The organism is Streptomyces sp. NPDC093544, assembly GCF_040683495.1.
Taxonomy (GTDB): Bacteria; Actinomycetota; Actinomycetes; order Streptomycetales; family Streptomycetaceae; genus Streptomyces.
The window spans coordinates 228745-242648 of the sequence record NZ_JBFBEA010000010.1; the positions used below are offsets into that span (position 1 = coordinate 228745).

General features: G+C 68.3%; 11 protein-coding genes and 1 pseudogene. 4 read left to right on the forward strand and 8 right to left on the reverse strand.

Annotated elements, in window-relative coordinates; all coding sequences use genetic code 11:
• Positions 1-340: 340 nt before the first annotated feature.
• The gene (locus AB0N66_RS17545) at positions 341-1396 is read left to right on the forward strand and encodes a lytic polysaccharide monooxygenase (protein WP_365435284.1); all 1056 of its coding nucleotides are present in this window, start codon (positions 341-343) and stop codon (positions 1394-1396) included.
• A gap of 52 nt (positions 1397-1448) precedes the next feature.
• On the opposite strand, the gene AB0N66_RS17550 is transcribed toward AB0N66_RS17545, so the two are convergent.
• Together AB0N66_RS17550 and AB0N66_RS17555 are read right to left on the reverse strand one after the other, a co-directional pair.
• Positions 1449-2327 carry an alpha/beta fold hydrolase gene (locus tag AB0N66_RS17550; protein WP_365435059.1) on the reverse strand — a complete coding sequence of 293 codons (879 nt, stop codon included), beginning with the start codon at positions 2325-2327 and terminating at the stop codon, positions 1449-1451.
• A gap of 173 nt (positions 2328-2500) precedes the next feature.
• Positions 2501-2947, reverse strand: coding sequence for a MarR family winged helix-turn-helix transcriptional regulator (locus AB0N66_RS17555; protein WP_365435062.1), 447 nt, complete (start codon positions 2945-2947; stop codon positions 2501-2503).
• Positions 2948-3065: 118 nt separating this feature from the next.
• On the opposite strand from AB0N66_RS17555, the gene AB0N66_RS17560 reads away from it, so the two are divergent.
• Complete coding sequence (locus AB0N66_RS17560; RefSeq protein ID WP_365435065.1) at positions 3066-3440, forward strand: cupin domain-containing protein; 375 nt, start codon at positions 3066-3068, stop codon at positions 3438-3440.
• A 218-nt stretch (positions 3441-3658) separates the two neighbouring features.
• Here the strand turns inward: AB0N66_RS17560 and AB0N66_RS17565 are convergent, their stop codons facing one another.
• From AB0N66_RS17565 to AB0N66_RS17575, 3 genes and pseudogenes are all read right to left on the reverse strand, one after another.
• Positions 3659-4459 carry a M15 family metallopeptidase gene (locus AB0N66_RS17565; protein WP_365435068.1) on the reverse strand — a complete coding sequence of 267 codons (801 nt, stop codon included), beginning with the start codon at positions 4457-4459 and terminating at the stop codon, positions 3659-3661.
• 136 nt (positions 4460-4595) lie between these two features.
• Positions 4596-5744 carry an MFS transporter gene (locus tag AB0N66_RS17570; protein ID WP_365435071.1) on the reverse strand — a complete coding sequence of 383 codons (1149 nt, stop codon included), beginning with the start codon at positions 5742-5744 and terminating at the stop codon, positions 4596-4598.
• Positions 5745-6643: 899 nt separating this feature from the next.
• Positions 6644-7006 (reverse strand): annotated as a pseudogene (locus tag AB0N66_RS17575) (transposase); the annotation flags it as partial.
• Between the two features lie 361 nt (positions 7007-7367).
• Here AB0N66_RS17575 and AB0N66_RS17580 point away from each other — a divergent pair.
• Complete coding sequence (locus tag AB0N66_RS17580; RefSeq protein ID WP_365435074.1) at positions 7368-8438, forward strand: chitinase; 1071 nt, start codon at positions 7368-7370, stop codon at positions 8436-8438.
• A 16-nt stretch (positions 8439-8454) separates the two neighbouring features.
• Here the strand turns inward: AB0N66_RS17580 and AB0N66_RS17585 are convergent, their stop codons facing one another.
• Positions 8455-9039 (reverse strand): DinB family protein, encoded by a 585-nt coding sequence (locus AB0N66_RS17585; RefSeq protein ID WP_365435077.1) that lies wholly within the window; start codon positions 9037-9039, stop codon positions 8455-8457.
• On the opposite strand from AB0N66_RS17585, the gene AB0N66_RS17590 reads away from it, so the two are divergent.
• Positions 9038-9310, forward strand: a complete 273-nt coding sequence (locus AB0N66_RS17590) for a hypothetical protein (RefSeq protein WP_365435080.1) — start codon at positions 9038-9040, stop codon at positions 9308-9310. The genes AB0N66_RS17585 and AB0N66_RS17590 overlap by 2 nt on opposite strands.
• Here AB0N66_RS17590 and AB0N66_RS17595 read toward each other — a convergent pair.
• On the reverse strand, positions 9301-10377 hold the full coding sequence (locus AB0N66_RS17595; RefSeq protein ID WP_365435083.1) for an ImpB/MucB/SamB family protein: 1077 nt from the start codon (positions 10375-10377) through the stop codon (positions 9301-9303). The genes AB0N66_RS17590 and AB0N66_RS17595 overlap by 10 nt on opposite strands.
• The gene (dnaE, locus tag AB0N66_RS17600; protein WP_365435086.1) at positions 10374-13898 is read right to left on the reverse strand and encodes a DNA polymerase III subunit alpha; all 3525 of its coding nucleotides are present in this window, start codon (positions 13896-13898) and stop codon (positions 10374-10376) included. Before dnaE ends, AB0N66_RS17595 begins: the two co-directional genes overlap by 4 nt.
• Positions 13899-13904: the final 6 nt, after the last annotated feature.

Consider the following 13904-nt stretch of genomic DNA (forward strand, 5'->3'; position numbering starts at 1 on the left):
GCCCGCCTCACCACGAGAACCGACGGGCGAGCCGCTTGCGGTAGTGGATCCGGTCGTACGGGCCGCCCACGCGCCCCTTCACGACCTCGTATCCGCCACCTCGTATCCGGTTGCCCCTTCGGGTACAGCCACAGCCCCGTCCTCGCACGCCTCTCCATGACGCGAACGCTGCCTACCTGATCGCAGCCTCAGGGCTCCCTTAACGCCGTCATAAGGATCTCCTTCTCCCGCCTCCAGCAGGCGATTTCGCGGTTTCTTCGGGCTAGCTTGCTGATCACCCCCACGGGTTTCAGCCCAAGCATCCGGGACCGTTTCGAGGAGTTCCCCCATGACCGCCGCCCTGCCCACTCGCCGCAAGGCCGCCGCGATCGCCGTCGTCGGTGTCGCCCCGCTCGCCCTGACCGCGCTCGCCGCCGTGCCGGCCACGGCGCACGGCACGATGGGCGACCCGGTCAGCCGGGTCTCCCAGTGCTACGCGGAGGGTCCGGAGAGCCCCAAGTCGGCCGCCTGCAAGGCGGTCGTCGCGGCGGGCGGCACCCAGGCGCTCTACGACTGGAACGGCATACGCATCGGTGACGCCAACGGGCAGCACCAGGCGCTGATCCCGGACGGCAAGCTGTGCAGCGCGAACAGCGACGAGTTCAAGGGCCTGGACCTGGCCCGCGCGGACTGGCCGGCCACGAGCGTGAGCAGCGGCACGTACACCTTCAAGTACCGGGTGACCGCGCCGCACAAGGGCACCTTCAAGGTGTATGTCACCAAGGCCGGCTACGACCCGTCCCGGCCGCTGGCCTGGGACGATCTGGATCTCCAGAATCCGGTGGCCACGGCCACCGATCCGGCCGCGTCGGGCGGCTTCTACACGTTCTCCGGCACCCTCCCGCAGCGCTCCGGCAAGCAGTTGCTGTATGCGATCTGGCAGCGCTCGGACAGCCCGGAGGCCTTCTACTCCTGCTCCGACATCACGTACGGCGGCGCGGGCGGCGCCAGTGACACCACCGGCAGCGGCAGCGGTACGACCACCAGTTCCTCCCCGGCTCCCGCCCCGACCGCCTCCGCGCCCTCCGAGGAGCAGATCGAGGCCGGTACCGACAAGTCGACCGTCGAGCACAACGGCCACGGCGACAACGACGCCAGTACGTCCGCGGAACCCACCACGGCCACCACGGACCCGGCAACCGACGAACCGAGCACCGAGGACTCGGAAACCGCGGCGTCGGCCAACCAGGCCGAGGCCCAGGCGGCCGGTACGTCGGGGAACCTCGCCGAGACGGGCGGCGACGGCACCACCCCCTACCTCGCGGTCGGCGGCGCCGCCGCCCTGGCGCTCGGAGCGGCGGCACTGTTCGCCTCGGTCCGCCGCCGCGCGGTGAGCGGCGGACGCCACGGCCGTTAGACAGTCCGGGGTCTGTCCGGCGGCTCAGGCCCGACAGACCCCGGCCTCAGCCTCAGCCGAGCGCGGACGCGCAGGTGGTCGGGGTCGCGCGCGCCGGATCGAGCGCGTTCGCCACCTCGTGGAAGGCGATGCGGTCGAGCAGGCCGATCGCCACGTGCTCGGAGAGGTCGATGGCGCAGAGGTTCTGCAACAGGACGTTGTTGACGTCGGAGCCGGTCAGGAACTGTGAGCGGTACGGCGTGACCACCTCGTCGTACTTGGTGGCGATGACCGTGTAGTGGACGCCCGCGACGGTGTCGCCGCCCGCGTTGAGCTTGGCCAGGAACGCGGATCCGGCGACCTGGTCGGTGAGTCCCGGGGTCGCCGTGGAGAGCAGGTCCTGGGCGCCGGGGAAGTACGGCAGCAGTTTGGTGAGGCCGCTGAGGGTGGTGCCGTGGTTGTCGGGCGCGATGCCGACGAGGGCGTTCACCTTGGCGGCTCCCCCGAGGAACTTGAGGTAGTAGCGGGGCATCATGCCGCCCTGCGAATGGCCTACGAGGTCGGCCTTGGCGGAGCCGGTCGCGGCCAGCACTTTGTCGACGAAGACCTGGAGCTGCTCGGCCGACTTGTCGATCGGCCCGAGGCCGTTGAAGACCGGGACGCCGGGCAGTTGCCCGTAGTCGAGGGAGTAGACGCAGTAGCCCCGGTTCACCAGATAGGGCGCGAGGGCCAGCCAGTTGTCCACCGAGTTGCCGAAGGTGCCGTGGACGAGGACGACGGGGCGGGGGTGTGCGGTGGACGGTTTGCAGGAGTAGTTGTTCCATCCGCCGCTCGGCGCGGCGGCCTCGACGGTGGCGGAGGCGGCAGTGGCGGAGGTGGCGGGGACGATGACGACCGTGGCGGTGAGCAGGAGCGCGGACAGCGGTCTGAGCAGGCGCTTCCAGGGCAGCATCGAGTGATCTCCTTGCGGCTCAAGGGAGTTGCGACGACGTACGCCCTGTGATCCGGATCACGAGGATGCTGTTCACTCTTCAAGTTACGAGTGAGTAGTCCAAGTGTGAAGTTACGCGTCAGTAAAAACTTCCAGCGGTAGTCAATAGCTGTGATAAAGCCACTGACGAACCGTCACCAGGCGGGCTTGATGGGACCGTAGGGCGCAATGCGCGCCAAACGGTCACGCAACGCCCGAACTTCACCCTCGCCGAGCAGTTCGACCCACGGCCGAACGGCCTCCGCCGCCGCCTCCTCCGCGGCACGCGTGCAGGCCCGGCCGCGTTCGGTCAACACGAGCAGCCGGGCGCGCGCGTCATCGGGGTGCGGCCGCCGCTCGACGTACCCCTTGCGCACCACCTCGTCGACAAGCTGGCTCGCGGCCTGCTTGGTGACCCCGAGGTGCGCGGCGAGGTCGGTGACCGTCGCCCCGCCCGGCGCGAGCCGCGCGAACGCGAAGCCGTGCGCGGGCCGCAGCCCCTCGAACCCCCGGGCGACGACACCCTCGTGGATACGTTGCGTCAGCTCACCGGCGGCGGCGAGCAGCGCGGCGGACAGGGCCATGGCCTCGGAGTTCTGCACGAGGACATTGAAACACCGCCGCCATATTGGTCAAGCCACTTGACTATGCGGCCGCGACGGCCAACCATATGGTCAAGCAACTTGACCATTATCGAAGTCGCCCGCCGCCGGAGGCACCATGCCCGTCATCCACCCGTCCCAGGCCGTCGTCCACGAGATACACGGCGCCCGCTTCGTCTCGTACGCCGCTCCCCTCAGCGGCAGCAAAGAGCTGTGCGCCTGGCGGGGGGAGATCCCGGCGGGAACCAAGGCCCCGGTCCACACCGTCAGCCGCGAGGAGATCTTCCACCTCCTCTCCGGCGAACTGCTGATCACGCTCGACGGCCGCGCCGAGCGGATCACCGCGGGCGACACGGTGATCATCAACCCGGGCGCGACGTTCGGCGTCGAGAACCCCACCCAGGAAACCGCGATCTCCTGGGTCACCACATCCATCGGCCTCCAGGCGGAGCTGGCCGACGGCTCGGTCCTCACTCCGCCGTGGGCCAACTGAGCTGAAGGGCCGGCTCGGAGCGCGCCAGCTCCAGCGGTCGGCCGATCCAGTTCCTTCCTCGGAGACAGCGACCAGTACCCGTGCGGTACGGAGGCGTACGTCTCCCCCGCAGCAGATCCCGCCCGATCAACAGATCGGACGGGATCTCGTCAACTGCTCTCATCCACTCGACACATACCCGAGGGAGAGGCGGTGGGCCGGCGTGGGATGCGAGAGGGTCAGCTCAATGAGGCGCGGGCGATGGGGAAGTCGAAGTATGTGTCGGGGTACGGCTCGTTGTTGAGCGTGAAGTGCCACCACTCCTCCGGGAGATTCCTGAAGCCCGCGGCTTCCATGGCGCCCTTGAGCTTGAGCCGGTTCTCCAGCTGAACTCCGGTGATGCGCGGGTCGAGCGTGTGGGCGAGGGTGTCGAAACAGTCGTATCCGGTACCCATGTCAATGGAGTTGTCCGGGAAGCGGGTGCCCTGCGGCTCGTAGCAGCGGACGAGTGGTTCCCCGGGCACGTAAGGCCGCGTCGACTTGGCCGGGAGCTTCACGATGGTCAGGTCCATGGTGCTGCCACGGCTGTGTCCCGACTTCTCCGCGATGTAGCCGTCGGTGAACAGCGTCGACTTGTCCACCCGCGGGTAGAACTCGCCCTTCATGGTGTCGTCGGCGAGATCCTCGGCCCAGCGCACGAAGTGGTCCACGGCCCGCTGCGGCCGGTAGCAGTCGTACACCTTGAGCGAGTAGCCGGTGCTGAGTAGCTGCACCTGAACCTTGTGCAGCGCCTCAGCGGCCGCCTTGGTGAGGATGCACAGGGGTTCCTGATAGCCGTCGATCGGCTCACCGACGAAATTGTGCGGAGTGAAGTACCTCATTTCCTGAATGATGGAGCTGTCGACGCGACTGAGAGCGACGAACCCGTCCGGGGCCTTGGGCTCGCTCGCGACTGCTGCGGCCGGAGAAACAAGGGCCAATGAGAGGAACGCAACGAATCCGAGGAAAAGGACACGCAGGTCGGTTTTTTGTTTCTGCATGAGCGAATACCTATCAGGAGTTGCCGGGACTTTCATACGGTTTCTTGGAAGAGGGAAATTTACTTCAACAAGTCCGGAAAGCGTAGCGGGCTTGGTACGGAAAATTGCTCTACTGCTCCCCTGGCGTCGCCGCCCTTCACTGCGCACGCCGGCCCAGTCGATCCCAACTCGCGACGAGCGCTGAAAGGGTCAGGGCAATGAGGCAGATCCCGAACCAGGTGGCGGTGGGAATCAGTCCGTACCGCTCGGAGAGGAATCCGGCCGCGACCACCGGAACGCACATCGCCAGATAGGTGATGACGTAGATGGAGGCCATCAGGCGGGCCCGCTCCTCCGCCGTCGCAATGCGTACGACGGCACCCACTCCGCCCTGGAAGGCCGGGCCGAATCCCGCTCCGGCCAGCACGTCACCGGCGAAGAACAGCGTGCTCGACCGCAGGTGTACCCCCACCAGTACGACGGCCATGCCGACCGCGAGTACCAGTGCACCCGCCCGCATCAGGTCGGCGGGCGCCACCCGCCGGATCACGAGCATCGGAAGAATCCCGGTGAACGCCAGCGCGAACACGGTGAGTCCGCCCACGATCACCGACTCCGAGCCGGTGACGTTCTGCGCGAGGCGGGTACCGAGCGCGAGATAGAACCCGCCGAGTGCCCACACGGCCACGAACACCGGAGCGATCAGTAACAGAGTCCGCCGTACAGGCCTGGGCACACGGGGACCCTGCCGTATCGAGGCCAGTGCGCCGGGCTTCCGTACACCGGTCTCGGGGAGGAAGAGAGTTGCGAGGGTCTGGGCGAGAAGGGCGGCCAGGAGCAGAAGGTAGACCGTGCGGGTCGGGGCGGGCAGGAACTCCACCAGCAGGCTCGTGCCGAGCGTCCCCACGGCCATGCCGACGAGCGGTCCCGCGCTGATGAGCACGACCGTGGCCCGCTTGTGCGATATGTCCAGCAACGCCGCGCCAAGGGTACTGGTGGCCATTCCGGTGGCCAGCCCCTGCAGTAGCCGTGCGATCAGCAGCGCCGTGACTCCGTCCGCCCGACAGAACACGGCCATGGAGAGCGCCTCGATGCCGAGGGCGGTCAGGATCACCGGGCGTCGCCCGATGTGGTCGGAGACGGAGCCGATGGTCAGCAGGGCCGCCAGAACGCTGAGGCAGTAGACCCCGTACACGACCGTGATCATGCCCGAGGACAGGTGCCACTGGGCCTGATACAGGTGGTAGACGGGACTCGGCGCGCTGGAGGCGACCAGAAAGGTCAGCAACGTGCTGGAGAGGAGCAAGACGCCCCACGACGGACCGGTCCGTCTTAATCGGGCTGTCCCATGCTGTAACTCCGAGATGGTGCGCATGCTCTCCTCGTCGGTCGGTGGCCGCAGGACATTCGGGTCCTACGGCAGGCTCGCTGTTGGGCAGGGAAAGGCGGATCTGCGGCAGGCGGCTGGGCACGACCGGAGTCGTTTGTCGACATGACTGTCGGCTGAAGACAGGCCGGACGGCCTGGCGATCCGCGAGCCGAGGAGACCTTGCCGGGAGAAGAGGGCGACCACGCTCCAGGCAGGCACCGGTAGGCACCTTCGCTTTCCCGCTCATGATCCGGACACGGACCCAGGTGAAAAACGCACGCCAACCGTGTTCGATCAGCCAGACCCCAGATTCGGTTGCACAACGGCTTCTGACCGTCTCCGGTTCAAGGTCTACGGCGCTGCGGGGGCCGGCCATAGCAGGGCGGCGCCGCCATTTCACGTCATGAAGGTCCGACGACCGTGGTCAACGGACTCGCCGGATCCTTCGCGTGCCTGATCATCCTCTAAGGAACACGGCGGCCACCAGCCGCGCGGGTAGGAACAGCGGTACCACCCCCGACCCCGGCCGCTGCGCCACACACACTCGAAACCGGAGACATCGGCCCCCGAACAACTTCCCTGGTCAGAGGACCCATCAGAGGAGTCCGGACAGGGAAGCACATCAGGTCGAAACTTCCCAATATGCGAAATGCTTGATCTTCGACAACCCCCATGCTCAGCCACGCATCAAAGAGATGCTGTCGAGCCGCGGAATGAATGAAAGGAAAAGGCCGCCGCCACCTATAAAGGCGGGTTCGGATTCCACCCGACCCTGTGTTTCCTGGCGACGAGCCCGCGCTCGCGCAGCCAGGCCAGGTGTCCGGCGGAGAAGTACGCCTGTCCGCGCGGAGTTTGACGGGTCGGCGACTCCGTGGTCCCCGGCGGGACCGGACGGCGGGTATGCCGCGGATGAGCGGTTTGAGGGCGAGGCTGTCGTACATGTTCGCGCCGGACACGGCGACGGCGAGCGGGATGCCGTGGGCATCGGACAGCGCCTGCAGCTTGCTGCCCTTCGTGGCGCGATCGACCGGGTTCGGCCCGGTCAGCGATCCCCCTTTTTTTGCGCGACCGGAGGACGCGTCGACGATCGCCGAGGTCCAGTCCACCTCGCCGCGGGCCCCGAGTTCGTCCAGCACCGCCCGGTGCAGCCGACGCCACAGGCCGGCCTCGGTCCATACCGTGAAGCGACGATGCGCGGTGGACGGGCGCAACGGGGCGGCCGGCTCCCCGAGTTCATCAGGAACCAGACACTTCGATGGATCAGCACCCACAACCGGCGTCATGCCGCACGAACATCAAGTCACGTGAGACAACCTCTGACGGCCGTCTTTCAAGTGGCGTAAAGATCCCTTGACTTCGGTGAATTGCGGCAGTCATATTAATGATCCAAAGTGGAGGCGGAGTCGGTCAACCCATTCATCGCGTGATGCGGTGAGCGCATTTCCGGGATTGCCCGACTTGGCTGGAGTTCTGCCACTTTTTGATGGGCGACGGTCCTTGGTATCGGTGTGGATATCAATGCCTGATTGTCACGATGCCGGATCCCCAAAGGTGATAGACGTGTCCGTATTCCGCCCGATTTTCCGTAGATCAGCCGCAGTGGTGGCAGCTGTGGCGGCTCTGACCGCCGGCATGACAGGAGCTTCGGCCGCCGAGCAGGCCTCGGCCGCCTCGCCCCGCACCATGCCGGCGCACGTGTTCGCTCCGTACTTCCAGAGCTATCGGCCCGGTGACCCCGCGGCGCTGGCCAAGGAGTCGGGGGCCAGCTACCTGACCATGGCGTTCGTGCAGACCGAGGAGCCCGGTTCCTGCGAACCGCTGTGGAACGGCCTGCCCGAGACTCCGATCTCCGCCTCTGTCTACGGCAAGGAGATCGCGAAGCTCAGGAGCCGGGGCGGGGATGTCTCTGTCTCCTTCGGGGGCGGCGCCGCCAGTGGGCTGGGCACGGACATCGCGGACAGCTGCACCGATGTCAGCCGTATCGCGGCCGCCTACGAGAAGGTCATCACCACCTACGGCATCACGAGGCTCGACCTCGACGTCGAGGGGACGTCGCTGAACAACACCGCGGGGGTCGACCGGCGCAACAAGGCGATCGCCCTGGTCGACGAGTGGGCGAAGCGGACCCATCGCGAGGTCCAGTTCGGCTACACCCTTCCGTCGTCGCCGACGGGCCTGGAGCCGAACGGCAAAGTGCCGCTGACCAACGCCGTGGCCAACGGAGCGGATATCGACCTCGTCAATATCATGACCTTCGACTATTGGGACGGCAAGCAGCACGACATGGCCGCCGACACCTTCACCGCGGCAGACAGCCTCGTCGCCACCCTCAAGGAGATCTACCCCGACCGGAAATCGAAGCAGCTGTGGGGAATGGTCGGCATCACCGAGATGATCGGTCTGGACGACTACGGGTGCTGCGGCGAGACCGGCCCGCCGGAGATCTTCACGCTCGCCGACGCCAAGGCCGTCACGAAGTGGGCGGGGGAAAAGGGCATCGCCTCCCTCTCCTTCTGGGCCCTGGGCCGGGACAACGGTGACTGCCCCGGTGTGCACGACGGCACCTGCTCCGGTGTGGAGCAGTCCGAATGGGACTACACGCGGACCATGCGCTCGTTCACCCACCGCTAGACCGTTAGACCGCTGGCTAAGCCTTGATCGGTGCGGCCGACCTGGCAGCCTGCTCGATCTTCGCGCAGTAGGCTGCACGGGCTTCCTCGTCGATCTGCTTCTCGTATTCGGCGCGCATCCCGGTCCGGCCGTCGAGGCCCTCGCGCAGGATATCGGCGTGCCCGGTATGCCGGATGGACTCGCCGAGGACATGGACCATGACGGCGAACAGGTTCGTGTTGAGATAAGGCTCCGGCCACCACGGCACGTGGCCGGGGGCGTCGAGGGGAAGCTCATTGATCGTCGCGTCCGAATGTTCCCACGTGCGCCGGTACAACCCGATGATCTGATCGCGGGTCTCGTCCTCGGTCGCCCACAGATCGCTGCCGTTGGAGTCCTGCCACCGGGGCAGCGGTTCCGGGAAAGGGCGGCCGAAGACCTCGCCGAAGTACCTGGCCTCGACGGTGGCCACGTGTTTGACCAGGCCGAGGAGGTTGGTCCCGGTCGCTGTCAAAGGCCGGCGGGCGTCGTATTCGGACAAGCCATCGAGTTTCCAGAGCAGCGCCTTGCGGTCCCGCCGCAGTCTCCCGTGCAGGTTGTCTTTCGCGAATTCATCGATCATGCGGCATGAGCCTGCCATGGGCTGCTCATGGTCTCAAGATCCCGTACGCGGTCCGCAACGACTGGCAGAGCACCGCTACGACGCCGAGATCCTCAGAGTCGCCAAGGCCGCAGGTTTCGGGATCCTGGAGAACCTGGTGGTCGAGCGGTACCCGTTCGACGACATCGCCGAGTACATCCGCGAGAAGCGCGTCGATTTCGGCGCGATCGTGGTCGGCACGGGCGGTGGCAGCGCGAAGCGAGTAGACCGTCGCGTGCTCATCTACGGCTGAGATTGAGATACGGGCTCGATTGCTGAAGTAGATCGGCCCCCTACAACCGTCTTCGCCGGAATCCGGTGGTTCTTGGCGTAGGCGGAGCAGTCTGCCAGGGTCGCCGGGCCTACGGCCTCGGGGCCGAAACGCCGACGAGCGCGGTCCGCGGCGGCCTCGGCGGCGCAGGCGCGATCGGCGGCGGGATCCAGGGAGAGCTGACGGTAGGCGCTGTCGGCCGGCAGCAGGGCGTCGGCGCGGATCACGAAGGCGCGGACCCGCGCTCGTTGCAGTCCGAGGGAGGTCAACAGGCCCAGGGCGGTGGCGGCGAGGGCGGGTGAGTGGTCGGTGGGTTCCGGGAATGTGCGTGTGCGCGTGGTGGAAGTGCGGTCGGCGTACCGCACCGTGAGGGTGAGCCGTCCCGCGATCTGCCGTTCTCCGCGCAGGCGTTGGCCGATCCGGTCGGCAAGTCCCAGTACGGCTCGGTGGTGTTGTGCCGGGTCGAGGCAGTCCCGGTCCAGCACCAGGTCGGCGGCCAGCTGCCGGGCCGGTTCCGACGGGGTGACCGGACGGGGATCGTGGCCCCGGGCGCGCTCGGCCAGCAACCGGGCCTGACCGGCGCCGAGAAGCCGCTGCAGGGTTCCCGCCGGCAGGTCGACGACCTGGCCGATGGCGTGCAGGCCGTACCTGCCGAGCGTCTCCGCGACGGTACGGCCGATCCCGGGCAGCGCGGTGACGGGCCGCGGGTACAGCCAGTCGGCGGCCTGGCCGGCGGGAACCCAGGTGGTGTCCCCCGGTGCGGACGCGTCGGCCGCCATGGCCGCCAGCATGCGGTTGCCCGCGAGCCCGGCGCTGCTGTCGATGCCGTAGAGCGCCTTCAGCCTCATCTTCGCCGTCTGGACCATGTCGTAGGCAGACAGGTCGAAGTACCGGAGTGCCGACGTCAGGTCGAGCTGGACGGCGTTGGGTGGTACGGCCTGGACGTGAGGCGTTATGCCATACATCAGTTCGATGATGTCGTCGTACTGAGCCTCGTTCAGCGTGGTGTGCAGGTGGAGGTGGGCGATGTGCCGCAGGCGTGTGCTCATCCCGCACTCCCCGGGCTGCGGTGGCCGAACTTCTTGAGGTCGGCGGAGCGGGTGCCGGCGGGCTGGAGGTCGGCGTACGGGTGCAGGCGGGCGCCGGTGGTGCCGTTGGCCAGGGTGCGCTGCGGCTGGGCGGGGGCGGGCTGCGGCTGCCCCGAAGCCGACCGGACAGGGGCGGACCGCGGCTGCCCCGGGGCCGGTTGGGCGGGGGTCGGGTGCGGGCGGTCGGTGCCGAGCAGGGCGAGGGCGGCCTCGGGGCCGTTGTCCCGGCGGGCGGCGGCGATCTCGTCCAGGTCCCAGGCCATGGCGCCGACGACGGTACGGCGGGTACCGCGCACCTGGACCGTGCCGCGCACAAGCAGCAGCCCGCTGTGGAAGACGGTGTGCGCGCAGGCCGGATGGGAGTCCTCGAAGAACGCCAGGTCGACCAGGCCGGAGCCGTCCTCCAGGGTGACGAAGATGATCCGCTTGCCGCTGGCGATCGGCGGGGTCTGGGTCGAGGCCCGCACACCGGCTACCAACACCTGCTGACCGGCACGCAGCCCGGCCAGGTGCGCCGCGTCGGTCGCGCCGATCTCGCGCAGCAACCGGTGGTGATGCTCCATCAGATGCTTGGAGATGTCGATGCCGAGGGTGCCCAACTCGGCACTCAGGGCCTCACGTCCCGTCATCTCCGGCAGACCGCTCGGCTCCGCTCCCCCAACTGCGCCTGCGTCGATGGGCAGTTGCCCCTTGCCCGCGGACCGGGCGCGGGAGGCCCGGTGGAGTTCGGCGATCTGCAGCAGCAGGTCGCGCCGCGTGAGACGCCCGTCATGGAGAGGGCTCAACGCACCGATCTCCGCCAGGCGTTCGGCGATCGGCCGGCTGGGGTGGGCCCGCTGCCAGAAGTCCGACAGTGATCCGTACGGCTGTCCCTCCTCGATCCGCGCACACTCCTCCTCGCTGATGCCGTGCACCGCGGACAGCGCCAGCCGTGTGCCCCACTGCTCTCCGTCGGTCTTCTCCACGGTGTGTTTCACCTTGGAGCGGTTGATGTCGACGGGCAGGATCGGCACACCGCGCCGACGGGCGTCGGAGACCAGGACCCGCTTGGGCCACATACCGGGGTCGTGTTCGAGAAGGCCGGCCAGCAGGTACGCCGGGTGGTGGGCCTTGAGCCAGGCGCTCTGCAGGGCCGGTACGGCGAAGGCGACCGCGTGGGCCCGGCAGAAGCCGTACGCGCCGAAGGCCTCGACGGTCTTCCAGACCTCCTCCCGGACGGCCGCGCTATAGCCACGTACACGGGCCCGCTCGTGGAACCAGTCCTTGATCCTGGGCAGTTGGTCCTTGTCGCCGAGTGCTCGTCGGGTGATCTCCGCGAACGCCCGGTCGCAGCCGGTCAGCACATGCAGTGTCTCGATGATCTGCTCGTGCCAGATGGTCACGCCGTAGGTGTCGGCGAGCACGGGTTCCAGGTCCCGGTGGGCATAGTCCGGCGTACCGCCATGGCGGGCGGCGATGTACCGCTCGGGCATGCCGCCGGCGACCGGTCCTGGGCGGAAGAGGCTGATGTCGGCGATGACGTCCTGCGGGTCGCGGGGCTGGAGCCGGGACAGCAGATCCTGCTGTCCGGGCGACTCGAGCTGGAACAGGCCCAGCGTCTGACTCTCCTGGATGAGCTTGAAGGCGAAGACGTCGTCAAGCGGCACCTGCTCGGGGTCGTCCAGGTCGATGCGGTTGCCGGTGGTCCGTTCGATCTCGGTGACGGCGTGGGCCATCGCGGACTGCATCCGTACGCCCAGGACGTCGAGTTTGATGTTGCCCAGCGCCTCGATCTCCTCCTTCGCCGCCATCGCCATCGGGTAGTCGCCCTGCGGAGTGGGCTGCACCGGCAGCCGGTCCAGGAGCGTCGCGTCGCTGATGACCACGCCGCAGGGGTGCATGGCCATGCCGTGGACGAGGGAATCGAGGCCTTCGGCCAACTCCCACAGCGGCCCGTACTGGTCCATCTCGCCCGCCAGTTGCCGTAGTTCGGGCAGTTCGGCGAGGGCGCCGGTGATGTCGGAGGCGCGGAGGTGCGGGAAGCTCTTGGCGATCCGGTCGACGTCCGCCGGTGCGATCCCCAGCGCGAGGCCGGTGTCCCGTAGAGCCCGGCGGGCCCGGTAGGTCTCGGGCATCGCGGTGACCGCCACCCGCTCCTTGCCGAACCGGTCGAAGATCACGTCGTAGCACTCCAGGCGTCGGGCGGACTCCACGTCGATGTCGATGTCCGGCAGCGATTCACGGCGCTTGCTCAGGAAGCGTTCGAACAGCAGGCGATGATCGAGCGGGTTGGCCGTGGCGATGTCCAGCGCGTGGCAGACCAGCGAGCCGGCGCCCGAACCGCGGGCCGCGACCCGGATGCCCTTGGCCCGGATGTCGGCCACGACCTGGCCGACGGTGAGAAAGTACGAGTCGTAGTTCCAGTGGGAGATCACGTCGAGTTCCTCGTCCAGCCGGTCGAGTGCCGCTCGGTCGCGGTCGAGGCCGCGTCGGGCCAGGCCGTCTTCGCACCTCCGGCGCAGCAGCCCGGCCGCGCCGCCCGCTCCCGGCTCAATGCCGAAGAGCGACGGTTCCGGAAGGTGGGGTGTGCCGAGGCCGAGGTCGGCCCGGGGGTCGACGGCGCACGCGGCCGCCGTGTTCGCGGTGTCCGCCAGCAGACGGCGGGTCCGACGGATGTCTCCTCCGGCGCATTCGACGATCATTCGCGCGACGGTCTCCATTTCTCGCTCGTCCTTGAGCCAGCGTTGTCCGCTGTCCAGGCGGCGCCGGTCGATCGGCCGCAGCAGCCTCGCCGCGTCCAGGACATCGGCGAGGCGGTGCTGGTCGGGGTCGGCGTAGCGGACGGCGTTGGTGAGCACGGCGGTGGCGTGGGTGCGGTCGGCCAGCGCCAGGGTGCGAGCGGCCAGGCGGAGCGATCCAGGACCGACGCTGAAACGTTTCTGCGCAACAGCCTCCAACCGGACCCCGTCCCCGAAGACCTCCCGCCATGGCACCAGCAGCTTCATCGCGACGTCCTCCCGGCCCGCCGCCAGCGCCCGCACCGGCTCCGAGAGCGGCCCGAGCAGCACGGTCAGACCGGGACCGCCGTACTCGCGCAGCGCCTCCCACGGCACCACGGGCGCCGCACCGGACACGGCGCCGACATGGGCGGCCGAGGTGATGCGGCACAGCCGCGCCCATCCGGCTCGGTTCTGCGCGAGGAGAACGAACCGCAGCGGCGGCTCGACGACATGCGCGCCGCCGCGTGCCGGAGTGCGGCGGCGTTGGGCCGGCGGCAGGGGTGCCAGGGCCTCGACCGCGAGGTCGATGCCGAAGAGCGGCCGGACCCCCTCCTTCTCGCAGGCCCGCGCGAACCGCACGACACCCGTGACCGTGTCCCGGTCGGTGAGCGCTAGCACCGGCATGCCGCGCTCGGCCGCCCGCTGGGCCAGCTGCTCGGGGTGGGATGCGCCGTAGCGGGCGGAGTAACCGGATGCGACATGCAGATGGGCGTAGCCCGCCATGTCGCA

What these genes read in the sequence shown, in the direction of transcription:
- AB0N66_RS17550 (WP_365435059.1), bottom strand. Translation starts at nt 2,327, where the DNA reads ATGCTGCCCTGGAAGCGCCTGCTCAGACCGCTGTCCGCGCTCCTGCTC.
- AB0N66_RS17560 (WP_365435065.1), top strand. Translation starts at nt 3,066, where the DNA reads ATGCCCGTCATCCACCCGTCCCAGGCCGTCGTCCACGAGATACACGGC.
- AB0N66_RS17565 (WP_365435068.1), bottom strand. Translation starts at nt 4,459, where the DNA reads ATGCAGAAACAAAAAACCGACCTGCGTGTCCTTTTCCTCGGATTCGTT.
- AB0N66_RS17590 (WP_365435080.1), top strand. Translation starts at nt 9,038, where the DNA reads ATGCGGCATGAGCCTGCCATGGGCTGCTCATGGTCTCAAGATCCCGTA.
- AB0N66_RS17585 (WP_365435077.1), bottom strand. Translation starts at nt 9,039, where the DNA reads ATGATCGATGAATTCGCGAAAGACAACCTGCACGGGAGACTGCGGCGG.
- AB0N66_RS17595 (WP_365435083.1), bottom strand. Translation starts at nt 10,377, where the DNA reads ATGAGCACACGCCTGCGGCACATCGCCCACCTCCACCTGCACACCACG.
- dnaE (WP_365435086.1), bottom strand. Translation starts at nt 13,898, where the DNA reads ATGGCGGGCTACGCCCATCTGCATGTCGCATCCGGTTACTCCGCCCGC.